Origin of the sequence: Streptomyces sp. NPDC051020 (genome assembly GCF_040683105.1) — a bacterium.
In the GTDB taxonomy this organism is placed as follows: Bacteria; Actinomycetota; Actinomycetes; order Streptomycetales; family Streptomycetaceae; genus Streptomyces.
This window is the reverse complement of record NZ_JBFBCG010000054.1, coordinates 31,438-55,501: the sequence shown is the minus strand read 5'-3', so window position 1 is coordinate 55,501 and position 24,064 is coordinate 31,438. Positions and strand designations below refer to the sequence as shown.

Annotated in this window: 20 protein-coding genes and 1 pseudogene; 12 read left to right on the top strand and 9 right to left on the bottom strand. The window is 70.1% G+C overall.

Annotated elements, in window-relative coordinates:
- From AB0N06_RS26300 to AB0N06_RS26285, 4 genes and pseudogenes are all read left to right on the top strand, one after another.
- A pseudogene (locus AB0N06_RS26300) lies at positions 1–149 on the top strand (4-hydroxy-3-methylbut-2-en-1-yl diphosphate synthase); the annotation flags it as partial.
- Between the two features lie 176 nt (positions 150–325).
- Complete coding sequence (locus AB0N06_RS26295; protein WP_366137130.1) at positions 326–1,171, top strand: GNAT family N-acetyltransferase; 846 nt, start codon at positions 326–328, stop codon at positions 1,169–1,171.
- Between the two features lie 138 nt (positions 1,172–1,309).
- Positions 1,310–1,885, top strand: coding sequence for a GNAT family N-acetyltransferase (locus AB0N06_RS26290; RefSeq protein WP_366137129.1), 576 nt, complete (start codon positions 1,310–1,312; stop codon positions 1,883–1,885).
- A gap of 73 nt (positions 1,886–1,958) precedes the next feature.
- On the top strand, positions 1,959–3,659 hold the full coding sequence (locus tag AB0N06_RS26285) for a proline--tRNA ligase (protein WP_366137128.1): 1,701 nt from the start codon (positions 1,959–1,961) through the stop codon (positions 3,657–3,659).
- A 74-nt stretch (positions 3,660–3,733) separates the two neighbouring features.
- Here AB0N06_RS26285 and AB0N06_RS26280 read toward each other — a convergent pair whose 3' ends face one another.
- From AB0N06_RS26280 to AB0N06_RS26270, 3 genes are all read right to left on the bottom strand, one after another.
- Positions 3,734–4,639 (bottom strand): aminoglycoside phosphotransferase family protein, encoded by a 906-nt coding sequence (locus AB0N06_RS26280; RefSeq protein WP_366137127.1) that lies wholly within the window; start codon positions 4,637–4,639, stop codon positions 3,734–3,736.
- Between the two features lie 135 nt (positions 4,640–4,774).
- A complete protein-coding gene (locus tag AB0N06_RS26275; protein WP_366137126.1) occupies positions 4,775–5,212 on the bottom strand; it encodes a ferritin-like domain-containing protein in 438 nt (145 codons plus the stop codon).
- A complete protein-coding gene (locus tag AB0N06_RS26270; RefSeq protein ID WP_366137125.1) occupies positions 5,209–5,823 on the bottom strand; it encodes a hypothetical protein in 615 nt (204 codons plus the stop codon). The genes AB0N06_RS26275 and AB0N06_RS26270 overlap by 4 nt, the downstream gene beginning before the upstream one ends.
- 177 nt (positions 5,824–6,000) lie before the next feature.
- Between AB0N06_RS26270 and rimP the strand changes: the two genes are divergently transcribed.
- The 8 genes from rimP to AB0N06_RS26230 all read left to right on the top strand — a co-directional run bounded on the left by rimP (position 6,001) and on the right by AB0N06_RS26230 (position 14,697).
- Positions 6,001–6,498: a ribosome maturation factor RimP gene (gene rimP, locus AB0N06_RS26265; protein ID WP_366137124.1), complete on the top strand. Its 498-nt coding sequence runs from the start codon at positions 6,001–6,003 to the stop codon at positions 6,496–6,498.
- Positions 6,499–6,500: 2 nt separating this feature from the next.
- Positions 6,501–7,541 (top strand): transcription termination factor NusA, encoded by a 1,041-nt coding sequence (gene nusA / locus AB0N06_RS26260; protein ID WP_366137123.1) that lies wholly within the window; start codon positions 6,501–6,503, stop codon positions 7,539–7,541.
- A gap of 218 nt (positions 7,542–7,759) precedes the next feature.
- Positions 7,760–8,038 (top strand): YlxR family protein, encoded by a 279-nt coding sequence (locus AB0N06_RS26255; RefSeq protein ID WP_266980910.1) that lies wholly within the window; start codon positions 7,760–7,762, stop codon positions 8,036–8,038.
- A gap of 149 nt (positions 8,039–8,187) precedes the next feature.
- On the top strand, positions 8,188–11,274 hold the full coding sequence (gene infB / locus AB0N06_RS26250) for a translation initiation factor IF-2 (protein WP_366137122.1): 3,087 nt from the start codon (positions 8,188–8,190) through the stop codon (positions 11,272–11,274).
- 137 nt (positions 11,275–11,411) lie between these two features.
- On the top strand, positions 11,412–11,705 hold the full coding sequence (locus AB0N06_RS26245) for a DUF503 domain-containing protein (protein ID WP_030933278.1): 294 nt from the start codon (positions 11,412–11,414) through the stop codon (positions 11,703–11,705).
- Between the two features lie 101 nt (positions 11,706–11,806).
- Entirely contained in the window at positions 11,807–12,271 is a 465-nt protein-coding gene (rbfA, locus tag AB0N06_RS26240) for a 30S ribosome-binding factor RbfA (RefSeq protein ID WP_366137121.1), read from the top strand.
- A complete protein-coding gene (gene truB / locus AB0N06_RS26235) occupies positions 12,268–13,221 on the top strand; it encodes a tRNA pseudouridine(55) synthase TruB (protein ID WP_366137120.1) in 954 nt (317 codons plus the stop codon). The genes rbfA and truB overlap by 4 nt, the downstream gene beginning before the upstream one ends.
- A gap of 522 nt (positions 13,222–13,743) precedes the next feature.
- Positions 13,744–14,697, top strand: coding sequence for a bifunctional riboflavin kinase/FAD synthetase (locus tag AB0N06_RS26230; RefSeq protein WP_366137119.1), 954 nt, complete (start codon positions 13,744–13,746; stop codon positions 14,695–14,697).
- A gap of 273 nt (positions 14,698–14,970) precedes the next feature.
- Here AB0N06_RS26230 and AB0N06_RS26225 read toward each other — a convergent pair whose 3' ends face one another.
- The 6 genes from AB0N06_RS26225 to AB0N06_RS26200 form a co-directional block, all read right to left on the bottom strand.
- Positions 14,971–15,966 (bottom strand): ABC transporter ATP-binding protein, encoded by a 996-nt coding sequence (locus tag AB0N06_RS26225; RefSeq protein ID WP_366137118.1) that lies wholly within the window; start codon positions 15,964–15,966, stop codon positions 14,971–14,973.
- A complete protein-coding gene (locus AB0N06_RS26220) occupies positions 15,963–16,991 on the bottom strand; it encodes an ABC transporter ATP-binding protein (protein ID WP_366137117.1) in 1,029 nt (342 codons plus the stop codon). The genes AB0N06_RS26225 and AB0N06_RS26220 overlap by 4 nt, the downstream gene beginning before the upstream one ends.
- Positions 16,988–17,923, bottom strand: coding sequence for an ABC transporter permease (locus AB0N06_RS26215; RefSeq protein ID WP_366137116.1), 936 nt, complete (start codon positions 17,921–17,923; stop codon positions 16,988–16,990). The genes AB0N06_RS26220 and AB0N06_RS26215 overlap by 4 nt, the downstream gene beginning before the upstream one ends.
- Positions 17,920–19,005: an ABC transporter permease gene (locus tag AB0N06_RS26210; RefSeq protein ID WP_366137115.1), complete on the bottom strand. Its 1,086-nt coding sequence runs from the start codon at positions 19,003–19,005 to the stop codon at positions 17,920–17,922. The genes AB0N06_RS26215 and AB0N06_RS26210 overlap by 4 nt, the downstream gene beginning before the upstream one ends.
- A gap of 254 nt (positions 19,006–19,259) precedes the next feature.
- Positions 19,260–21,137, bottom strand: coding sequence for an ABC transporter substrate-binding protein (locus AB0N06_RS26205; protein ID WP_366137114.1), 1,878 nt, complete (start codon positions 21,135–21,137; stop codon positions 19,260–19,262).
- Positions 21,138–21,334: 197 nt separating this feature from the next.
- Positions 21,335–23,947, bottom strand: coding sequence for an SCO5717 family growth-regulating ATPase (locus AB0N06_RS26200; RefSeq protein ID WP_366137113.1), 2,613 nt, complete (start codon positions 23,945–23,947; stop codon positions 21,335–21,337).
- Between the last annotated feature and the right edge of the window lie 117 nt (positions 23,948–24,064).

The following is a 24,064-nucleotide window of genomic DNA, read 5'->3' as shown; positions in this document are numbered from 1 at the left end:
AGGGGCAGATCTTCGTCAAGGGCGAGGTCATCAAGACGGTTCCGGAGTCGAAGATCGTCGAGACCCTCATCGAGGAAGCCCTGAAGATCGCCGAGCAGATGGAGAAGGACGGCATCCCCTCCGGCGAACCCGAGGTCTCCGTCAGCTGAGGCCGAAGGCCTGCACTCGCAGCCGTGCCCCGTCCGACGAACACCTCGTCAGGCGGGGCACAGCCGTGAGAGACCTCACGGCGGGCCCGGGAGGTTGTTGACCGCCATGGGGCGGCGCCTCCCAGCCTCTTTGGGTACAGTGCGGAAATCAGCAGACTGCATGGTGAGGCCCCCTTGTGTTGACGCAGACCACCACCCGGGTCCTCGAACCCAGCGACCTCGGCGCCGCGCTCGCCATCCTGGAGAGCGACCCCGTCGCCAACGCCTTCGTGACGTCCCGGGTCCAGATCGCAGGGCTCGATCCCTGGCGCCTCGGCGGTGAGATGTGGGGTTGGTACGCGGACGGCAGACTGCGTTCGCTCTGCTACTCCGGTGCCAATCTCGTACCCATCTGTGCCACCCCCGAGGCCGTCAGGGCGTTCTCCGACCGGGCCCGTCGGGCCGGCCGCCGCTGTTCCTCGATCGTGGGTCCCGCCGAGCCCACCGCCTTGCTCTGGCGGCTGCTCGAACCGGGCTGGGGTCCCGCCCGCGAGGTCAGGGCCAACCAGCCGCTCATGGTCACCGAGAGCCCCGCCGTCGGTGTGACGCCCGACCCGCTGGTACGCCGCATCCGCAAGGACGAGATAGATGTCCTGATGCCGGCCTGCGTGGCGATGTTCACCGAGGAGGTGGGCGTTTCGCCGCTGGCCGGTGACGGCGGACTCCTCTACCAGGCACGCGTCGCCGAACTCATCGGCACCGGCCGCTCCTTCGCCCGTATCGAGGACGGCAAGGTCGTCTTCAAGGCGGAGATCGGCGCGGCCACCCCGCGGGCCTGCCAGATCCAGGGCGTCTGGGTCGCCCCCGAACACCGCGGCCGCGGCCTCTCCGAGACCGGGATGGCAGCGGTCCTGCGCTACGCACTGGCCGATGTCGCACCGGTCGTCAGCCTGTACGTGAACGACTACAACACTGCGGCCCGCAGGGCATACACCCGGGTCGGTTTCCGTGAGGTCGGCGCGTTCATGAGCGTGCTCTTCTGATCGGGACGAAGCGGCCAGGAGCGGCATGGCCTCGCCGGAGTGCCCGTTCGACGCCGCCGTCGGCAGCGCTCCTCCCCGTAACGGCGAGCACTCCCGACACGTGTGCCACAGCCCGGCGCGGACAGTAGGGTTCGGCGCATGGCAGCTGATTCAGGGGGCGGCGCCCGCACTCCCGGTGTTCTGGTCGGGCCGATCGATCTCGCCGCGCGGGTGGACGAGGCGCTTGCCGTGCAGGCCGTCGCCTTCGGCCTCGGTCCCGGCGAGGTCCAGGTACGTCGCCATATCGTCCTCAGGCACCTCGAGCACCCCTGCGCCCGAGCCCTCGGTGCCACCACCGCGACCGGCCGGCTCGTCGGGTTCGTCTACGGCATGCCCAACGAACGCGGCCACTGGTGGTCCACCGTCGTCGAGCCCTATCTGCGGGCCACCGGCTCCGAGGACTGGCTCGACGACTCCTTCGTGATCACCGAACTGCATGTCCATCCGGAGTTCCAGAACCGGGGCATCGGCCGCGCCCTGATCACCACCATCACGGACGCCGTCGATCAGCCGCGCTCCATCCTCTCCGCCATCGACACGGAGAGTCCGGCACGTGGTCTGTATCGCACCCTCGGCTACCGGGACCTGGCCCGGCAGGTGCTGTTTCCCAGCGCTCCCAAGCCGTATGCGGTGATGGGAGCGCCTCTTCCGCTGCGCCGCCGGGACCGGGGCTGAACCAATCGATTTCCGCCCGCCCCCGCCACCCGGCTAACCTCCTGCACATCACCCTTCCAAGCAGGAGTTCATCATGGCCCAGGTCCAGCGCATGTCCCGATTGATGATCAAGACACTGCGCGACGACCCGGCGGACGCCGAGACGCTCAACCACAAGCTGCTCGTCCGGGCCGGTTACGTACGTCGCACCGCGGCCGGCATCTGGACCTGGCTGCCCCTGGGCAAGAAGGTCCTGGAGAACATCACCCGCGTCGTGCGCGAGGAGATGGACGCCATCGGCGGCCAGGAAGTACTGCTGCCCGCACTGCTGCCCAAGGAGTCGTACGACGCGAGCGGCCGCTACGACGAGTACGGCGACCTGCTCTTCCGGCTCAAGGACCGCAAGGGCGCCGAGTACCTCCTCGGCCCCACCCACGAAGAGATCTTCACCCAGGTCGTCAAGGATCAGATCACGTCCTACAAGGACCTGCCCGTGATCCTGTACCAGATCCAGACCAAGTACCGCGACGAGGCGCGCCCCCGCGCCGGTGTGCTGCGCGGCCGCGAGTTCCAGATGAAGGACTCGTACTCCTTCGACACCACCGACGAGGGTCTCATCGAGGCCTACCAGCTGCACCGCGCCGCCTACATCCGCATCTTCGAGCGGCTCGGTCTCGACCACCGCATCGTCTCGGCGGTCTCCGGTGCGATGGGCGGCTCGGCGTCCGAGGAGTTCCTGGCTCCCGCCCCGGCCGGTGAGGACACCTTCGTCGACTGCCCCGCCTGCGACTACGCGGCCAACACGGAGGCCGTGACCTTCAAGGCCACCCCCGTGGACGGCTCGGCGCACGGCCTTGTCGAGGAGCTGGACACCCCCGACACCCCGACCATCGAGACGCTCGCGGCGCACCTCGATGTCCCGGCCTCCGCGACGCTGAAGAACCTCCTGGTCAAGGTCGACGGCGAAATCGTCGCCGTGGGCGTGCCCGGCGACCGCGAGGTCGACCTCGGCAAGCTCGGCGAGCACCTCGCCCCCGCCGTGGTCGAACTGGTCACCGCAGAGGACTTCGAGGGCCGTCCCGACCTGGTACGTGGCTATGTCGGCCCGCAGGGTCTGGAGAAGGTTCGCTACATCGCCGACCCGCGCATCGCCCCCGGCACCGCCTGGATCACCGGCGCCAACAAGCCCGGCACCCACGCGAAGAACGTCGTCTGCGGCCGCGACTTCGAGGTCGACGACTACCTCGATGTCGTCGTGGTCGAGGAGGGCGACCCGTGCCCCAAGTGCGGCACCGGCCTCAAGCTGGACCGTGCCATCGAGATCGGCCACATCTTCCAGCTGGGCCGCAAGTTCGCGGACGCGTTCCAGCTCGATGTGCTCGGCCAGAACGGCAAGCCGGTCCGGGTCACCATGGGCTCGTACGGCATCGGCGTCTCCCGCGCCGTTGCCGCTCTCGCCGAGCAGACCGCCGACGAGCAGGGTCTCTGCTGGCCCCGTGAGATCGCCCCGGCCGACGTCCACCTGGTCGCTGCGGGCAAGGCGCTCCAGACCGAGCTGGCCCTCGACGTCGCCGAGAAGCTCGGCGCCGCGGGCGTGCGGGTCCTGGTCGACGACCGTGCGGGCGTCTCGCCCGGTGTGAAGTTCACCGACGCTGAGCTGATCGGTGTCCCGAAGATCCTGGTCGCGGGCCGCCGCTCGGCCGAGGGCGTCCTGGAGCTCAAGGACCGCCGTACGGGCGAGCGCGAGGAGCTCACGGTCGACGAGGCGATCGCCCGTCTCGTGGCCCAGGGCTGACACCCGGAAACACCGAAGGCCGCCGTGCTGTCCGACAGCACGGCGGCCTTCGGCTGTTCTGCGGGGCCGGGGCCCTACAGCCAGCCCGCGAATTCCAGCGACAGTTCGCCTTCCTGACGGCGGCCGACGGTCAGCGCGCGGGTGCCCGACTCCACCGCACGGAACAACGTCCAGCCGTGGAGCCGTTCCCGGTCCACGTCCAGTGAATCCGCGAGCTTGTTGATCCGGCGACGGGCCGTCACGGGGCCGCCCGGGGAGGCGATGAGGTCCTCCACCCGGTCCCGTACCAGCCGCGCCAGGTCGTAGGCACGCTCGCCGACCAGCGGTTCAGGGCCGACCGTCAGCCAGGGCGCCCGTTCCCCCGCCAGCACCTTGCTCTGGCGGAAATTGCCGTGCAGCAGCAGGACTTCGGGGGAGTGGGCGACGAGCTCCTCCCGCGCGGCCAGGGCCGCGGAGACAAGCGGTTCGAGCGCCGGGTCGGCCGCGGCGGCGGCCCGCATCGGGTCCGTGCACCGGCCGGTCCGCTCGGCGACCGTCTCGAAGGAGTGCCCGCTGGGCGGCTCGACCCACAGCCGTCGTACCGTACCCGCCGCCTCCAGGAGTGCCTTCGCCTCCGGCAGCGATCGCAGCGACACCTCGGGATGCAGCCGTTCCAGCAGCAGCGCGCCGCCGCCGGAGCCGAGAAGCCGGGCCGCTCCCCAGCCGTTCCAGTGCGCCAGCGCCGCCCGCTCCAGATCGGGCGCCGCACCGGCGGGAGCGATCTTGAGCACGGCCGGAGTGCCGTCGGCGCGGCGCACCAGCAGAACCAGGCTGCTGCGCCCACCCGGGGCAGCCACACGCTCGACAGCCAGCTCCGGCCCGTTGGCGGACAGCGACTCGTCGATCAGCTCGGGGAGCCGCGCGAGCCAGTCGGCGGCGGCCGTCTCCCCGTGCACCTCGCCGAGCGCTCGCACCAGACGCTGCGGCGGTTCGAAACCCATACGTGCTGTGTTCCCTTTCAGAGCCTTCTTGAGTGCGTCGGACCGGTCCCGGTCTTCGCGGCGGTCACGTCCGTCGGACCGGTCCCGGGCTCGCTCCGGTCCTGCCCGTCGCATCAGCCCTGCGGGCCCGCCCGCTCAGGCGGGGCCGTCGGCGGACCGCTCGGTGAGTCCGGGAAAGGTTACGCCGCTGCCCCGCCAGCGGACCGCACGCACCGCGGCCTCCCGCAGTGCGTCCGCGGCTTCTCGCCTGAGCTGCCCCCCGGCAGCCCGTACGAGATCGGAGTAGACGCCCGCGATCCGGTCCTCCAGCAGGGCGGCGAGCTTCACCGCTGCTGCCGAATCCGGCACCGCGAACGGCAGAGCGTACGCGGACTCCGCCGCCACCGGCTCACCGCCCAGGTCGCGTACGGTCCGCACCAGTGCGTCGCGCCGGGCCCGGTGCAGGCGGTAGGCGGCCGTCGCCTCCGCCCGGCGGCCGCCGGTGACCCGGCCGCCGATCACCCCGTATCCGTACACCGCCGCATGCTCGGCGGCGAGCGACGCCTGCGCCGCCTGCAGCGTCTGCGCACTCATGACGAGGTCTCCTTGGCCAGTTCGGTCAGCAGATAGGCGTGGGCTGCGCCGGCGGCCGCGATCGACGCGAGCAGCCGGGCCAGCTCGGGTGGGGCTGTCAGGAGCGTCGCCGTGTGGGCGTCAGCGGTGCGGCGTTCCGCCGCCGCCAGTTCCTTGACAGCGGTCTTGGCGTCGGCGGCGGGCGAACCCGGAACGGTGGGCGAACCCGAGGGGGCGGGTCGACCCGAAACGGCCGGTGCCCGGTCCGCGCCGCGCATCCCGGTCGTGCCCGCGGTTTCGCCGGCGCCCGGCCGCACCGTCCTGTCCGCCCCGGGTGACAGCGCCTCCGTATGGGCCCGTACGGCGTCCCGCAGCGGTGCGAGCCCTGCCGCGGTCGCCGGATGGGCCGTGACGACCTGCTCGTACTGGGCGAGCAGGGTGCCGCTCGTCCGCGCGGCCGTCATCCGCAGCGTGTTCTCCGCCTTGGCCGCCGCGTCCCGCGCACCGGCCGGCGCAGAACCCTTTCGGCCCGCGCCGCTGTCGCCGTCCCCGCAGCCGGCCAGCGCCGCCCCCAGGGCGATCGCCCCCGTTACGGTGAGCGCACCCCTGCGCGTCGTCCCCGTGCGCCGCACCTGTTCTCCTTCGGGCGTTGATCTGTCCTGACTGGATCTGTCCTGAAGTGATCACCGCAGGCGAGCGTACCTGCGGCTGAGCGGTCGGCGGACGGCAACACCCCTCGGGACCGGATACGCTTTGACCTGACACGCGACGAACCACACAACAGCACACGCGGCCGAGGAGTCACCCGGATGAGCACCACCCAGAGCGAAAGGCTGCGCGGGCTGCTCGAACCGCTCGTCAGCGCCAAGCAGCTGGATCTTGAAGAGATCGAGGTGTCCCGGGCCGGCCGCAGACGTGTGCTGCGCATCGTCGTGGATTCCGACGAGGGCGTGGAGCTCGACGCCTGCGCGGAGCTGAGCCGCGCGATCTCCGAGAAGCTCGACGAGACCGACGCGATGGGTGAGGACGAGTACGTCCTCGAAGTGAGCTCTCCCGGTGCCGACCGTCCGCTCACGGAGCACCGCCACTACGTACGCGCCACCGGTCGCCTGGCCAAGCTGCAGCTGCGTGAGGGCGGCGAGCTGGTCGCCCGCATCATCGCTGTCGACGACGAGGGGCTCGACCTCGAAGTGCCGGGCGTCAAGGGCCGCAAGCCCACGTCCCGCCGGATCCCCTTCGACGGGATCGCCAAGGCGCGCGTGGAGATCGAATTCAACCGCAAGGACAAGAAGGAAGAGGAGGCGTAGCCGTGGACATCGATGTGAAGCTCTTGAAGGGCTTGGCACAGGACAAGGAGATCCCCTTCGACGTGCTCGTCGGGGCGATCGAGTCGGCCCTCCTCATCGCCTACCACCGCACCGACGGGAGCTACCGCCGTGCGCGCGTGGAGCTCAACGAGCGCGGCCATGTGACGGTGTGGGCGAAGGAGGACCCGGCCGACCTCGAAGAGGGCCAGGTGCCGAAGGAGTTCGACGACACCCCGTCCGGCTTCGGACGGATCGCCGCGACCACCGCCAAGCAGGTCATCCTGCAGCGGCTGCGCGACGCCGAGGACGACAAGACGTTCGGCGAATACGCGGGCCACGAGGGCGATGTCGTCACCGGTGTCGTCCAGCAGGGCAAGGACCCGAAGAACGTCCTGGTCGACATCGGAAAGCTCGAAGCGATCCTGCCGGTGCAGGAGCAGGTGCCGGGCGAGGAGTACACCCACGGGCTGCGGCTGCGTACGTACGTCGTGCGGGTCGCCAAGGGCGTCCGCGGTCCGTCCGTGACCCTCTCGCGGACGCACCCCAACCTGGTCAAGAAGCTCTTCGCGCTGGAGGTCCCGGAGATCGCCGACGGTTCCGTCGAGATCTGCGCGATCGCCCGCGAGGCCGGCCACCGCACCAAGATCGCGGTCCGTTCGACCCGCTCGGGCCTGAACGCCAAGGGCGCCTGCATCGGCCCGATGGGCGGCCGGGTACGTAATGTCATGGCCGAGCTGCACGGCGAGAAGATCGACATCGTGGACTGGTCGGACGACCCGGCCGAGATGGTTGCCAACGCGCTGTCGCCCGCCCGGGTGAGCAAGGTCGAGGTCGTGGACCTCGGAGCGCGGTCCGCCCGGGTCACGGTCCCCGACTACCAGCTCTCGCTCGCCATCGGCAAGGAGGGCCAGAACGCCCGCCTCGCCGCCCGCCTCACCGGCTGGCGCATCGACATCCGTCCGGACACCGAGACCGACGCCGAGCGGGACATCGCCGACCGTGAGCGGGCCGAGCGGGCCCGGGACCGGTCCGAGCGCGGCTGAACCGGTACGGGACCGGCTCCCGTCCGAGGAGTGGACCCGGCGCCCGTCCGGACGATGGACCACAACGGTCCGGAGACCGGCTGGGCCCGGGTCCGGAGTACGGGGCCGATGCCGGTCCCGGGGAATAAATCCAGGCGGAATGCCGCTGAGATCACGACAACGTCCGTTCGATTTTTGCCCCAAAGGGGTGAGGTCGGTGCGGGGAGGTAGACTTAACCGTGTCTGGCCGGACGCACGCCCGCGCTTGCCCTGAGCGAACCTGTGTGGGATGCCGGGAGCGAGCGGCCAAGAGCGAGCTGCTGCGCATCGTGGTGGATGAGGACGCATGCGTCCCCGATCCTCGCGGTACGCTGCCCGGCCGGGGTGCGTATGTGCACCCCGTCACTGTCTGTCTCGACCTGGCGGTTCGCCGTCGGGCATTCCCCCGGGCCTTCAAGGCCAAGGGGCCGTTCGATTCCGCGGCACTGCAGCGGTATGTCGAACGGGTGACACCGTAAGAAACGAGAACGGCACGGGACCCCGTGCGGTCAGGTACCTCGCGAGTTGGAAGTAGGTCGAGATTGCGATGAGCACTCGATGAGTACGCGATGAGTACGCCCATGAAGTAGCGACGGTCCGGCGGTAACCCGGACCTATAAGGAGCGAAGTGGCTAAGGTCCGGGTATACGAACTCGCCAAGGAGTTCGGCGTCGAGAGCAAGGTCGTCATGGCCAAGCTCCAAGAACTCGGTGAATTCGTCCGTTCGGCGTCCTCGACGATCGAGGCGCCGGTTGTACGCAAGTTGACTGACGCACTGCAGGGGCCCGGCGGTAACGCCGGCAAGTCCGCTGCGAAGCCTGGCGCGCCCCGCAAGGCCGCGCCCGCAAAGCCCGCAGCGCCCTCCCCGGCCGCTGCGGCACGTCCCGCTGCCCCGAAGCCCGGTGCCCCGGCCCCCAAGCCGGTCGCAGCCCAGGCCCCCAGCAGCACCCCTTCCGCTGTCGCGCCTTCCGCGCCGTCGGCGGGCCCGCGTCCGGGCCCGAAGCCCGCGCCGAAGCCCGCTCCGGTCACCCCGGTGCCCGCGGCAGAGTTCTCCGCCCCGGCCCCGGCCCAGCCGGCCGCGCCGCAGCAGGCCCCGCGCCCCGCGGGTGCCACCCCCGGTCCTCGCCCCGCCCGTCCGGCCCCGGCCGGCGGTCAGCGTGACGGCGGCCGTGGTGGCGAGCGTGGCGGCGACCGTCCGGCCCGTCCCGCAGGCCAGGGTGCCCCGCGCCCCGGCGGCGCCCGTCCGGCCGGTCCCCGTCCGGGCAACAACCCCTTCACCTCCGGTGGCTCGACGGGCATGGCCCGTCCGCAGGCGCCCCGTCCCGGTGGCGCCCCGCGCCCCGGTGGCGGTCAGGAGCGTTCCGGCGCCCCGCGTCCGCAGGGCGGCCCCGGCGGCGCCCCGCGTCCGCAGGGCCAGGGCGGTGCCCGTCCGACTCCGGGCGGCATGCCCCGTCCACAGGCTCCGCGTCCGGGCGGTGCGCCCGGTGGTAACCGTCCGAACCCGGGCATGATGCCGCAGCGTCCCGCTGCAGGCCCGCGTCCCGGTGGTGGCCCCGGCGGTGGCCGTGGTCCCGGTGGTGGCGCAGGTCGTCCCGGCGGCGGTGCAGGTCGTCCCGGCGGCGGCTTCGCCGGTCGTCCGGCCGGTCCCGGTGGCGGTGGCGGCGGCTTCGCCGGTCGTCCCGGTGGCGGCGGTGGCGGTGGCGGCGCAGGCCGTCCCGGTGGTGGCGGCGGCTTCGGCGGTCGTCCCGGCTTCGGTGGACGTCCCGGCGGCCCCGGTGGTCGTGGTGGCACACAGGGCGCGTTCGGCCGTCCCGGCGGTCCCGCACGTCGTGGTCGCAAGTCGAAGCGGCAGAGGCGCCAGGAGTACGAGGCCATGCAGGCCCCGTCGGTGGGCGGCGTCATGCTGCCCCGCGGCAACGGGCAGGCTGTCCGTCTGTCGCGCGGTGCCTCCCTCACCGACTTCGCGGAGAAGATCAACGCCAACCCGGCGTCGCTCGTCGCCGTGATGATGAACCTCGGCGAGATGGTCACCGCCACGCAGTCGGTCTCGGACGAGACGCTGAAGCTGCTGGCCGAGGAGATGAACTACGTCCTCGAGATCGTCAGCCCCGAGGAGGAGGACCGCGAGCTGCTCGAGTCCTTCGACATCGAGTTCGGCGAGGACGAGGGCGGCGAAGAGGCTCTGGTCTCGCGTCCGCCGGTCGTGACCGTCATGGGTCACGTCGACCACGGTAAGACCCGACTGCTGGACGCGATCCGCAAGACGAACGTCGTTGCGGGCGAGGCCGGCGGCATCACGCAGCACATCGGTGCGTACCAGGTCTCCTCCGAGGTCAACGGTGAGGACCGCAGGATCACCTTCATCGACACCCCGGGTCACGAGGCGTTCACCGCCATGCGTGCCCGTGGTGCGAAGTCCACCGACATCGCGATCCTCGTGGTGGCGGCGAACGACGGTGTGATGCCCCAGACGATCGAGGCGCTGAACCACGCCAAGGCGGCCGACGTGCCGATCGTGGTCGCGGTCAACAAGATCGACGTCGAGGGTGCCGACCCGACCAAGGTGCGCGGTCAGCTCACCGAGTTCGGGCTGGTGGCCGAGGAGTACGGCGGCGACACGATGTTCGTCGACATCTCCGCCAAGCAGGGTCTCCACATCGACCAGCTGCTGGAGGCCGTGGTCCTGACCGCGGACGCCTCGCTCGACCTGCGGGCCAACCCGGAGCAGGACGCGCAGGGTATTGCGATCGAGTCCCACCTCGACCGCGGCCGCGGTGCCGTTTCGACCGTCCTGGTCCAGCGCGGCACGCTGCGCATCGGTGACACGATGGTGGTCGGCGACGCGTACGGCCGTGTCCGGGCGATGCTCGACGACAACGGCAACAACGTCGAGGAAGCGGGTCCGTCGACCCCCGTCCTCGTGCTGGGTCTCACCAACGTCCCGGGTGCCGGCGACAACTTCCTGGTGGTCGACGAGGACCGTACGGCCCGTCAGATCGCCGAGAAGCGTGCCGCTCGTGAGCGCAACGCCAATTTCGCCCGCAAGGGTGTCCGGTTCTCCCTGGAGAACCTCGACGAGGCGCTCAAGGCCGGTCTGGTCCAGGAACTCAACCTCATCATCAAGGGCGACGCGTCCGGTTCGGTGGAGGCTCTCGAGTCCTCGCTGCTCCAGCTCGACGTCGGTGACGAGGTCGACATCCGGGTCCTGCACCGCGGTGTGGGTGCCGTCACCGAGTCGGACATCGACCTGGCGACCGGCTCCGACGCCATCGTGATCGGCTTCAACGTGCGCGCCGCAGGGCGTGCGCAGCAGATGGCCGAGCGCGAAGGTGTGGACGTCCGGTACTACTCGGTCATCTACCAGGCGATCGAAGAGATCGAAGCAGCCCTCAAGGGCATGCTGAAGCCGGAGTACGAAGAGGTCGAGCTCGGTACGGCGGAGATCCGCGAGATCTTCCGCTCGTCCAAGCTGGGCAACATCGCCGGTGTGCTGGTCCGGTCCGGCGAGGTCAAGCGCAACACCAAGGCGCGCCTGCTGCGCGATGGCAAGGTCATCGCGGAGAACCTCAACATCTCCGGTCTGCGCCGCTTCAAGGACGACGTCACCGAGATCCGCGAAGGCTTCGAGGGCGGTATCAACCTCGGAAACTTCAACGACATCAAGATCGACGACGTCATCGCGACGTACGAGATGCGCGAGAAGCCGCGAGGCTGACCCGTACCTCAACAGTCGGGGCCGGTCGACGGGTCGTATTCCCGTCGATCGGCCCCGGCCGTTCCGTGTACGGTTCTTGTGTCCCTGCCAAGCGCTGGCAGGGCGCGAACCCGAACCGGCGGGACATCCGGACATCCATGTATGTGGGGACACTGTCCTTCGATCTGCTCCTCGGCGACGTACGGTCGTTGAAGGAGAAACGCTCCATCGTCCGTCCGATCGTTGCCGAGCTCCAGCGCAAGTACGCGGTGAGTGCGGCGGAGACGGGTGGACAGGATCTCCATCGCAGGGCCGAGATCGGTCTTGCCGTGGTCTCCGGGGACACCGGACACCTCACGGACGTACTGGACCGGTGCGAGCGGCTGGTGGCCGCCCGGCCCGAGGTGGAGCTGCTGTCGGTTCGGCGGCGGCTGCACAGCGACGAAGACTGAACAACGTCAGAACTGCTCGACGTGAAGTCGTCCGACGCGGAAACGCAGGACGTCGGAAGCGTCGGACTGTAAGCAACCCCAGAAGGAAGAGTGACGGACCGGTGAGCGACAACGCGCGGGCCCGAAAGCTGGCCGATCGCATTCAGGTCGTGGTCGCGGAGACCCTGGACCGGCGTATCAAGGATCCGCGGCTCGGATTCGTGACGATCACGGACGCCCGGGTAACCGGCGACCTGCGGGAGGCCACGGTCTTCTACACGGTCTACGGCGACGACGAGGAGCGGGCGGCCTCCGCCGCGGCGCTGGAGAGCGCCAAGGGCGTGCTCCGGTCCGAGGTCGGCCGGCAGACCGGGGTCCGGTTCACGCCGACCCTGGCCTTCGTCCCCGACGCCCTGCCGGACAACGCACGCACCATCGAGGACCTCCTCGACAGGGCGCGGGCCAAGGACGCGCAGGTGCGCGAGGTGTCGACCGGTGCGAAGTACGCGGGCGACGCGGACCCGTACCGCAAGCCGGAGGATGCGGCCGACGAGTCCGACGAGAACGAGGACTCAGCCTCCGAATGACACAGCAGAACAAGACGCCCGGTCAGAGGAGCGGGAGCGAAGCGACCTCGGGCAAGGGCGGCGGGCGACGGGAGAGCGGCCTTGTCATCGTCGACAAGCCGTCCGGCTTCACTTCGCACGACGTCGTCGCCAAGATGCGCGGCATCGCCCGCACCCGCCGCGTCGGCCACGCCGGCACGCTGGACCCGATGGCGACGGGCGTTCTCGTGCTCGGCGTCGAGAAGGCCACCAAGCTGCTCGGTCACCTGGCGCTGACCGAGAAGGAGTACCTCGGCACGATCCGCCTCGGTCAGGACACCGTCACGGACGACGCGGAGGGTGAGATCACATCGTCCACCGACGCGTCGGGGGTCACGCGTGAGGGCATCGACGCGGGTGTCGCGGCACTGACCGGCGCGATCATGCAGGTGCCGTCCAAGGTCAGCGCCATCAAGATCGACGGCAAGCGGTCGTACGCCCGGGTGCGCGGCGGCGAGGAGTTCGAGATCCCGGCCCGGCCGGTGACCATCTCGTCCTTCAACGTCTACGACGTCCGTGAGGCGGTCGCGGAGGACGGGACCCCGGTCGTCGACCTGGTCGTCTCCGTCGTCTGCTCCTCCGGTACGTACATCCGTGCTCTTGCTCGCGATCTCGGTGCCGGGCTCGGCGTCGGCGGGCATCTGACCGCGCTGCGGCGCACCCGCGTCGGTCCGTACGGTCTCGATGCGGCGCGGACGCTCGATCAGCATCAGGAGAAGCTGACTGTGATGCCGGTCGCGGAGGCCGCCGCCGCGGCGTTCCCGCGCTGGGACGTGGACGAGAAGCGGGCCAAGCTGCTGCTGAACGGCGTGCGGCTGGACATGCCCTCCTACCCGCCGGGGCCGGTCGCGGTCTTCGGGCCCGACGGGACCTTCCTGGTGCTCGTGGAGGAGCAGAAGGGCAAGGCCAAGAGCCTCGCCGTCTTCGCCTGACGGGACGGGTTCCGCCCGTCCTTGATCCGGTTCCCCATCGTGGAGCGGGCAGCCCCCGTGCCCGCTCCACGATCCCCCCTCTGGTGTCTGTCCACCGGAACCCGCTGAATCACCTGAATGGGCAGGCGCTCGGAGTGACTCAGGGGTGCACTTGGGGGCGCTTTTGCTCCGAGTTCTTCTCGCGCCGATCATCGCCGACCTCACGTCGGACCATGGGAAGAGGGGACCGGTCGACGCTGGTACGCATCTGCGATCCGGCCGGCCGGCTGCGAGGGACCGGGTTCGTCGCGGACTACCGCGGCACAGTCGTGGCCGGCCATGGAGCAGTCGACGGACTTGCCCGGGTTCTGCCCGCCCGCACTGCACCGCCCCTCCGTTCCGGCCCCAGTGCGCGGCGGACCGTGGAGGCGGTCTCCACCGCGATGCCGATGCCGATGCGGGCCGCGGGTCGGGGGCATGGCAGTCTTAGACCTGCATAAGAGATACACCCACGTACACAGGTTCGGGCGAGGAGCGGTCACAGTGCAGCGCTGGCGTGGCTTGGAGGACATCCCCCAGGACTGGGGGCGCAGCGTCGTCACCATCGGCTCCTACGATGGGGTGCACCGCGGACACCAGCTGATCATCGGCAGAGCCGTCGACCGGGCGCGCGAGCTCGGCGTGCCGTCGGTCGTCGTGACCTTCGACCCGCACCCCAGCGAGGTCGTAAGGCCCGGCAGCCACCCGCCCCTGCTCGCCCCGCACCACCGGCGCGCGGAGCTGATGGCCGCACTGGGCGTGGATGCGCTGCTGATCCTGCCGTTCACCACCGAGTTCTCGAAGCTGGCGCCCGCCGACTTCATCGTGAAGGTGCTGGTCGACAAGTTGCATGCGCAGCTCGTCATCGAGGGCCCCAACTTCCGTTTCGGTCACAGGGCCGCGGGGAACGTGCAGCTGCTCACCGAGTTCGGCGCGACGTACGACTACGGCGTCGAGGTCATCGATCTGGTTCTGAGCGGCGAGGCGGGCGGCGGCGAGCCGTTCTCCTCCACCCTCACCCGCAGGCTCGTCGCCGAGGGCGATGTGGCGGGCGCCGCCGAGGTCCTGGGCCGCCCGCACCGGGTCGAGGGCATCGTCGTCCGCGGCGCGCAGCGCGGCCGCGCACTGGGCTTTCCGACGGCGAACGTGGAGACGCTGCCGCACACCGCGATCCCCGCCGACGGCGTGTACGCGGGCTGGCTGAACGTGGACGACGAGGCGATGCCCGCCGCGATCTCGGTCGGCACGAACCCGCAGTTCGACGGCACGGAGCGGACGGTCGAGGCGTACGCGATCGACCGCGTCGGTCTTGATCTGTACGGGCTCCATGTCTCTGTCGACTTCCTCGCGTACGTCCGCGGTATGCAGAAGTTCGACTCGATAGAGGACCTGCTGGTGGCGATGGCCGCCGATGTGAAGCGGGCCGGCGAGCTGATCGCGGCGCACGACCGCGGCTGACCTACGTCGGGTACGCCTCGGGCCGGAACCGCGGGCAGCGGTCCCGGCCCCAGCCGTACAGGGCGTGATCGGCCTTGCACCGACCGGCAATTGGGGGGCGGCGTCACGGGGCTGGGGCACGCACCTCGCGGCGTTGTCGTCCCTCACCATGTTCCCCGAGCTCTCGGCTTCGCTCGAGCAGGGGAGGCCCCATTCGCCATGGCTCAATCCTCCGCCTCGCGATGCACGCACCCCAGCCCCGCTCCTTCACCCACCCCCCATTGCCGGCAGGCCTTACACCTCCACGCCCGCCCTCGCGCGCGCCCAGTGGCACGCCACCTGCGTCTCCCCGCTGCCGGCGAGCACCGGAAGATCCTTGGTACGGCAGGCATCCGCCACCCCCGCCCGCTCGGCCTCGCCCGACGCGAGGACCTGGCAGCGGGCATGGAACCGGCAGCCGGACGGCACCTTGGTCGGGTCCGGCGGCTCGCCCGTGAGGATCACCGGATCGCCCTCGGCCTCAGGCAGCACGGACAGCAGTGCCTGGGTGTACGGATGCTGCGGAGCCGTGAGGATCTGCTCGACCTCGCCCGTCTCCACGATCCGGCCGAGATACATCACCGCGACCCGGTCGGCGATGTTCCACGCCAGCCCCAGGTCGTGCGTGACCACCAGCGCGGACAGCCCCAGTTCATCCCTCAGTTGCAGAAGCAGGGCCAGGATCTCACCGCGCACCGAGGCGTCGAGCGAGGCCACGGGTTCGTCGGCAACGATGAGTTCCGGTTCCAGGACGAGGGCGCCCGCGATCACGACGCGCTGGCGCTGCCCGCCCGACAGCTCGTGCGGATAGCGCAGGAAGAACCGCTCGGGAGGCCGCAGCCCCGCCCGCGACAGCGCCTCCGCGACCGCCGTCCGCTCATCACCCGCGTACCCGTGGATCCGCAGTCCCTCCGCGACCGCGTCGTACACCGTGTGCCGTGGGTTCAGCGAGCCGCTGGGGTCCTGCAGTACGAGCTGGACGCGCTTGCGGTACGCCTTCAGGGCACGGCCCGAGTAGTCGAGCGGGTCGCCGCCGAACGTGACCCGGCCGGACGTCGGGGGGACGAGCCCCAGCAGGGAACGTGCAAGCGTCGTCTTGCCGCACCCGGACTCGCCGACCAGCGCGACGATCTCGCCGGGCCGGATGTCCAGGTCGACACCGTCCACCGCGCGCGCTGTCGCGGCTCCGCGTCGGCCGGGGAAGGCTACCTTCAGTTCCTCCGCGCTGAGCAGGGGAGTGGGGGTGGTCATGTCGTGCTCCTTGCTTCCTCGGCACCCTTCCGGGGCGCGGCGCCGGCCGCCCCCGGCTCCACCAGCACACAGGCGGCCCGCCGCAGGGCGTCCAACTCCCGCAGCTCCTGGTCCTGCGTGGCGCAGGAGTCCAGCGCCACCGGGCAGCGCGGATGGAAGGTGCAGCCGGCGGGCAGTGCCGACGGGTCAGGCGGATCGCCGGGCAGCCCGCGGGGCGCGAACCGGGACGCCGGGTCCCCGATGCGCGGGAACGCGCCCGACAGCGCCTTGCTGTAGGGATGGCGCGCGTCCTCGTAGACCCGGGACGCCGGGCCCTCCTCCACCACCCGGCCCGCGTACATCACCGCGAGCCGGTCACAGGTGTCGGAGAGCACGGCCAGGTCATGGCTGATCATGATCAGGCCCAGGTCCTGTTCGGACACCAGTTGCTCGATCAGGCGCAGGATCTGGGCCTGGATCATCACATCGAGGGCGGTCGTCGGCTCGTCGGCGATGATCAGGCCCGGATCGCAGGCGAGCGCCATCGCGATCATCACGCGCTGTCGCTGGCCCCCGGAGAGCTCGTGCGGGTAGGAGCCGGCGCGGGAGGCCGGCAGTCCCACCTGCTCCAGTAGTTCGCCCACCTTCTTCTTCGCCCCGGACGGGGTGGCCTTCCTGTGCAGCAGAATCGGCTCGGCGATCTGGTCACCGATGCGGTGCACGGCGTTCAGCGAATGCATCGCGCCCTGGAACACGATCGAGGCGCCTGCCCAGCGCACCGCCCTGACCTGGCCCCACTTCATGGTGAGGACGTCCTCGCCGTTCAGCAGGATCCGGCCGGAGACCTTCGTCCCGGCGGGCAGCAGCCGCAGCAGTGCCAGCGCCAGTGTGGACTTGCCGCAGCCCGACTCCCCGGCGATGCCGAGCTTCTGGCCCGCGTCGACGGTGAGGTTCACGCCGCGGACCGCGCGGGCACCCCCGGCGTACGTGACCGAGAGGTCGCGGACGTCCAGCAGGGGCGCTTTCTGTGTACTCGGTGTATTCAACGGGCCACCCCCAGTCTGGGGTTGAGGACGGACTCGATCGCGCGGCCGCACAAAGTGAACGACAGGGCCACCAGGGCGATGGCGACACCGGGCGGTGCCAGGTACCACCAGTCGCCCGCGCTCACCGCGCCCGCCTCACGTGCGTCCTGGAGCATGCCGCCCCAGGAGGTGATGGTCGGGTCGCCGAGGCCGAGGAAGGCGAGCGTGGCCTCGGTGAGGATTGCGCTGGAGATCACGAGTGTGGTCTGCGCGAGCACCAGGGGCATCACGTTCGGCAGCACGTGGCGGGTCATGATGTGCCCGTGCCCGCCGCCCAGCGCGCGGGCACGCTCGATGTACGGGCGTGACTCCACGGCGAGTGTCTGGGCACGGACGAGCCGGGCCGTGGTCGGCCAGGTCGTGACGCCGATCGCGATGATGATCGTCCAGATGGAGCGGTCCATCACGGTGGCGAGCGCGATCGCGAGAACCAGGGTCGGCATCACCAGGAACCAGTCGGTGACGCGCATCAGAACCGTCGAGTACCAGCCGTGGAAGTGGCCCGCGACGATCCCGACAACCGTGCCGATCGCCACGCACAGGAAGGCGGCGAGCAGCCCCACGGTGAGCGAGACGCGCGCACCCCACACCAGGAGTGCCAGGACGCTGCGTCCGAACTGGTCGGTACCGAGTGGGAATTCTCCGCTGGGCGATTCGAGGGCGCCGCCCGGTGCGGCGGTGACGCTCTGCGAGTCGGCGCCGGCCAGCGCGGGCGCGAACACGGCGATCAGCGCGATCAGGATGAGCCCGCCCAGCCCCCACAGGCCGCCCCGGTGTGTGCGGTACTCCCGCCAGAAGCGGGCCAGGGACTGGCGCTTACGGGCCCGGGCCAGGGCGCGCGGGTTCGTGGTCACGCCCGCTTCGTTCTGCACGGGCAATGGTTCGGTCGTCATCGGCCCACCCGGGGATCGAGCAGCGGATACAGCACGTCGGCGAGGGTGTTCGCCAGGATCACCGCAGTGGCGAAGACGAAGAACAGCCCTTGGACGAGGGGAAGGTCGGGAACGCTCAGCCCCTGGTAGAAGAGACCGCCGAGACCGGGCCAGGAGAACACCGTCTCCACCAGGATCTGGCCCGCCACCACATGCCCCAGGTTCACGAACATCAGGGTGAATGTCGGCAGCATCGCGTTCGGGACGGCGTGCTTGCGCCGTACGACATCGTCACGGAGCCCCTTTGCGCGGGCCGTCGTCAGATAGTCGCTGCCCATTTCGTCGAGGAGCGAGGAACGCATCACGAGAAGCGTCTGCGCATAGCCGACCGCTACCAGTGTGATCACGGGAAGCACCAGGTGATGGGCGACATCGATGACGTACGCGAAGCCGGTCTCCCCGCCCGACTCCAGGCCCCCCGTCGGGAACATGCCGGGGATCGGGCCGATGCCCACCGAGAAGACGATGATGAGCAGGAGGCCGAGCCAGAACGACGGCACTGAGTAGAGCGTGAGCGCGAACGCGGTGTTGAAGCGGTCGCTGCGGGAGCCGTTGCGCCAGGCCGTACGGGTGCCCAGCCAGATGCCGAGCGCCGTGTAGAGGACGTATGCCGTGCCGGTGAGCAGCAGCGTTGCCGGGAGCGCCTCGGTGATCTTGTCGATGACGGGGGCGTGGAACTGGAACGAGGTACCGAAGTCGCCGGTCAGCGCGTCACCCACGTAACTCGTGAACTGCTTCCAGAGCGGCTGGTCGAGGCCGAACTGGTGTCTGAGCGAATCCAGTTGCTCGGCGGAGACACGGCGGCCGCCGGTCATCTGCTTCACAGGGTCGCTGGGAATGAGCCGGAAGAGGAAGAAGCTGGTGACCAGAACGGCGAACAGTGAGACGACCGCTCCCGCGATCTTGGCTGCCACGTACTGGAGATAGGCCTTGGTGTTGCGCGCCCGTGGGCCGCGGGCGGGGGCCGACGGCCCGGCGTGAGCCGAACCGTCGGTGTCCGCATCCGCGTTCTGCACGAGCGCCGGAGTGCTGTCAGCTGTCATAGGGAACTCTCGTTACTCGTGCTGCCCTTGGAGGGACCGGCAGGGAGGGTGTCGCGACCCGTTCTGCCGGTCCCTCTCATCCCGTCCGCGTGCTTGGACCAACCGGCAATCGGGGGGCGGCGTCACGGGGCTGGGGCACGCGCCTCGCAGCGTTGTCGTCCATCACCATGGCTCCGCCATGGCTCAATCCTCCGCCTTGCGATGCACGCACCCCAGCCCCGCTTCTTCACCCACCCCCCAAATGCCGGTCGGTCCTATTCGCGGTCCTCCGCCGTGGACCGGCGGCGACGCGTGAAGAGGAACCCGCCACCGGCGAGCACCACCACGGCGGCGACGATGCCGATGACGACACCGGTGGAGTTGCCACCGCTGTCACTGCCCGAAGCGCTCTTGCCGTCAGCCACCGGAACAGCCGACCACCAACTCCAGTACCCATCCTGGCCGTAGATGTTGCCGGCCGCCTCGGGCATGGTGGTGATGGACTTGATCTGGTCCGTCCGGTACGCCTCGACCGCGTTCGGGTACGCGATGATGTTCATGTACCCGGAGTCGTACAACCACGACTCCATCTGCTTGACGGTGTCCGCCCGCTTGGCCGGGTCGTACTCGGCGAGCTGCTTCTTGTACAGCTCGTCGTACGTCTTGTCGCAGATGAAGTTGTCCGTGGCGGCGCTCTCCTTGGCCTTGGCGGGCAGGGCGGAGCAGGTGTGGATGCCGAGGACGAAGTCCGGGTCCGGGTTGACGGACCAGCCGTCGAACGCGAGGTCGTACTCACCGGCGTACCAGGGCACGGAGACGTCGTCGAGGCAGTCCACCTTCAGCCCGATGCCGAGCTTGCCCCACCACTCCTTGAGGTACTTGCCGATCGCCTTGTCGTTGGGGTCCGTGGCATGGCACAGGATGCGCAGGTCGAGCGGCTTGCCGTCCTTGCCGACACGCTGGTCGCCCTTGAGCTTGTAGCCCGCCTGGTCGAGCAGCTTGGCGGCCCGGGCCGGGTCGTAGGCCAGCGTCTGGCTGTCGGACGGCTGCCAGAAGTAGTCCCCGTAGCGCGGCGGAATGTACCCCTGGCCCTCGACGGCGTGCCCCTGGAAGACCTTGTCGATGATGGTCTTGCGGTCGACCGAGAGGAAGAGCGCCTGGCGTACCTTCTGGTCGAGCAGGGCCTTGTTGCCGTTGCCGAACTTCTTGCCGTCCTTGGTCTGCGCGCCCGGGTTGGTCGCCAGTGCGAAGAAGCGGCGGCCCGGCCCCTCGTTGACCTTGATGTTCTTGTCGCCCTTGAGGGATGCGGCCTGGGCAGGCGTCAGCGCGGGGGCGCCCGCGACGAATGACACCTCGCCCTTGCGCAGCGCGGCGACCGCGGCGTCCTGGTCCTTGTACGTCTTGAAGACCAGCTCGTCGAACTTGGGCGCACCGCGCCAGAAGTTCTTGTTGGCCTTGAGCTTCACATACTGGTCGACCTTGTAGTCGGTCAGGATGAACGGCCCGTTCCCCACGATGGGGAACTTCGTGTCGTTGTTGAACTTCGAGAAGTCCCCGACCTTCTCCCAGACGTGCTTGGGAACGATCGGTACATCGAGCGCGGCCATGGTGGCCTGCGGTTCCTTGAGCTCGATGACCAGCTTGTCCGGGCTGGGCGCCGTGACCTTCCTGAAGTTGGCGACGAAGCTGCCGTTCGCGGTGGCGGCTCCCTCGTCGGTCATCATCTTGTTGAAGGTCCACGCCGCGTCCTCGGCGGTGGCCTGCTGCCCGTCCGACCACTTGGAGTTGGACCGAATGGTGTACGTCCAGGTCAACTTGTCCGCGGACGGCTCCCACTTGGTGGCGAGGGCGGGGATCGTGTGGTTGTCCTTGGCGTCGTAGTTGGTGAGGAAGTCGTACATGAGCCGGTGGACGCTGGTGCTCATGAGCCGCTGAGCGAGGAACGGGCTCAGCGAGTCGACGCTCTGCGCGACCGCGACAGTCAGCGTCGTCCTGCCGTTGTCGGCGGCCTGTGCCTGCTGAGGCGCGGTGCCGAGGGGCATCCCCGGGACGATCGACCCGGCGGCCAGGGCAAGGGCCGCGGCACCGGAAGCCAGGAGGGTACGCAGACGTGAGCGTGGCTGAGCGGAGGGTGGTGGGACTCTTGTGACCATGGACGGGGACCTCGCGTCATGACTCGCACGGAGAAGGCGGGTTGATCTCTGGTTCGCCAGCTGGTGAAGCGAAGGTTTATCAGCGGTGGTCAAGCCGCGTCAACGGTGTGCCAAATGGCGTGTGGGCTGCGGGAATGCGAAGAGGACCCGCACCGTGGGAACGATGCGAGCCCTCATTGGTCGAGACCTCTGATGCCTTACTGCTGAGGCGCTGGCGGCAGCTGCTGCCAGCCGTTCTGCTGCCCGCCGGGGCCCGATTGCGGCGGGTAGGGCTGCTGGGTCTGCTGCCCGCCGTACGGCTGCTGGGGCGGGTACGGCTGTCCCGGGCCCTGGGGCTGCTGAGGTTGCTGGGGCGGATACGGCTGACCCGGTTGCTGCGGTGCGTACTGCTGCTGACCGGGCATCGGGTGTCCGGGCATCGGCGGAGCGTACTGCGGCGGCGGGTTGCTGCCGTCCGAGGTCCACAGCCCCTGCTGCTGCTGGGCGCGGGCGAAGTCCTCGGCCACCATCGCGGAGAGGTTGAAGTACGCCTCACGCGTCTTCGGGCGCATCATGTCGAGGTCGACCTCGGCACCGGCCGACAGATGCTCGTCGAACGGCACGACGACCACACCCCGGCAGCGGGTCTCGAAGTGCTGCACGATGTCATCGACCTTGATCATCTTGCCGGTCTCGCGGACCCCGGAGATGACGGTGATGGACCGCTGCACCAGATCCGCGTACCCGTGCGCCGAGAGCCAGTCCAGCGTGGTGGAGGCGCTGGACGCACCGTCGACCGACGGAGTCGAGATGATGATCAGCTGATCGGCGAGGTCCAGCACTCCGCGCATCGCGCTGTAGAGCAGACCGGTGCCCGAGTCGGTGAGGATGATCGGGTACTGCCTGCCGAGGACGTCGATCGCGCGCCGGTAGTCCTCGTCGTTGAAGGTCGTCGAGACCGCCGGATCCACGTCGTTGGCGATGATCTCCAGGCCGGACGGTGCCTGCGAGGTGAAGCGACGGATGTCCATGTACGAGTTGAGGTACGGGATCGCCTGGACCAGGTCACGGATGGTCGCCCCGGTCTCGCGGCGCACCCGGCGGCCGAGCGTGCCGGCGTCCGGGTTGGCGTCGATGGCGAGGATCTTGTCCTGCCGCTCGGTGGCCAGGGTCGCGCCCAGTGCGGTGGTCGTCGTGGTCTTGCCGACGCCGCCCTTGAGGCTGATGACCGCTATCCGGTAGCAGGACAGCACGGGTGTACGGATCAGGTCGAGCTTGCGCTGCCGCTCGGCTTCTTCCTTCTTGCTGCCCAGCTTGAAGCGGGACGCAGCGGACGGCGCGCGACTGCTCTTCGCCTTCTGCTTGCCCCGGACCAGACGGTCGGAGGAGAGCTCGACGGCAGCCGTGTAGCCGAGCGGAGCACCCGGTACGGACCGCTCGCGCTGGTCATGCGTGACCGCCGTCGGCCAGGCCGCCCCGGTCCGCGGATCCACGGGCGGTCCCTGCGGCGGATGCTGCTGCTGGGGCTGTTGCTGTGGCAGCTGCTGGTGGGAGGGCTGCTGCGCGGCGACCGGCGCGGGCGGGTGGGAAGCGCCCTGAACCGGCCGCTGGGGTGCCTGGGGGTGGGGTGCCTGGTGGGGCTGGGGCGATTGCGGGAATCCGTAACCGCCCTGTGGGGCCTCCTGCTGTGCGGGCCACTGGGGTGCCTGCGGCGACTGGGGCGGCTGTGGGAATCCGTAACTGCCCTGCTGCGGTGGTGTCCCCTGAGCGGGTGGCTGCGGTGCGGGCAGTTGGGCGGGCTGCGGGAACTGCGGTGCCTGGGGTGCCTGCGGTGTCTGGACAGCGTTCGGGAATCCGTAACCACCGGGCGCCTCGCTCGCCGGAGCGGGAGCCGGAGCCGTCGCGGGCCACTGCGGCGCCGGCTGGGGCGCGTTGGGCTGCCCAGCGGCGGGCTGGAACGCGGGCGGCAGCGGCGGCAGACCGCCTTGCGCGGGCGGCCCCGGGGTCCACGGCGTCGGTGCGGCCGGGGGCGTGGCGTCCTGAGGCGCCGGTGCCGGAGCGGCGTCCTGAGGTGCCGGAGCGGGAGCGGCAGCCGCGGGCACGGAGTCGGCGGGCGCGTCGGACGGGGCATCGGCGCCGTCATCCGAAGCCTCCTCGGCAACGGAGTCGGTACCGTTGCCGGCCGCCGCGTCGGAAGCCTGTGCGGCATCGGTCCGGCTGGACTGCTCGGGCTGCTCGGAGCGAACGGAATCCGACGGTACGGAATCGGCTCCGGCCGTCGCACCCGCGTCCGTACCGACCGGGCTGCCGCCAGGGCCTTCGGAACCGGCACCGGATCCGACCCGCCCCCCGTCCGCAGCCGCCTCCCGCTCCGCGATCTCGCGCTTCAGCGCGGCAGGTGAGAACCGCATGGTCGCGCCGCTCTCCACATCACCGCCTCCGAACGGATCCGGCGCACCGTTCCCCGCGCCCTCAGCAGGGGCGGGCGAAGGAGCGGCGGCGGAAGCGACAGGAGGCGTCTGAACCCCAGGGCCCCCAGGGGCCGCAGGCGGAACGGGCGCAGGCGTGGGCGGCGCCGGGGGCCAGTCGGGTTCGAAGCCGCCGCCGGCCGGCAGCCCGGGCGTGGACACCGGCGCCCCATGGGGCGGCGGAGGCGGCGCCAGGTGCGTTCCGGCCCCGCCCGACGAGTCCCCCGACGCGTTCTGTGTGTACCAGGCGGGCGGGGTGTAGTCGATGGTGAACTCACCCGTCATCTCGGCGGGCTCCGCGTCGGACGACTCGTCGACGGGCCTGCTCCAGCCCCCTCGGATTTCGTCCCGATCGCCGTTCACTTTGCCTCCTGGTGTGGTCGAGCACCCTTGTGCCGTGGTGGGTGGGGGCGGCCGTTCCCGTATTCCGAACCGCCCGGCTCTCCCCCTCGGGGCGCGCATTGCCTGCCCGCAGGTCTT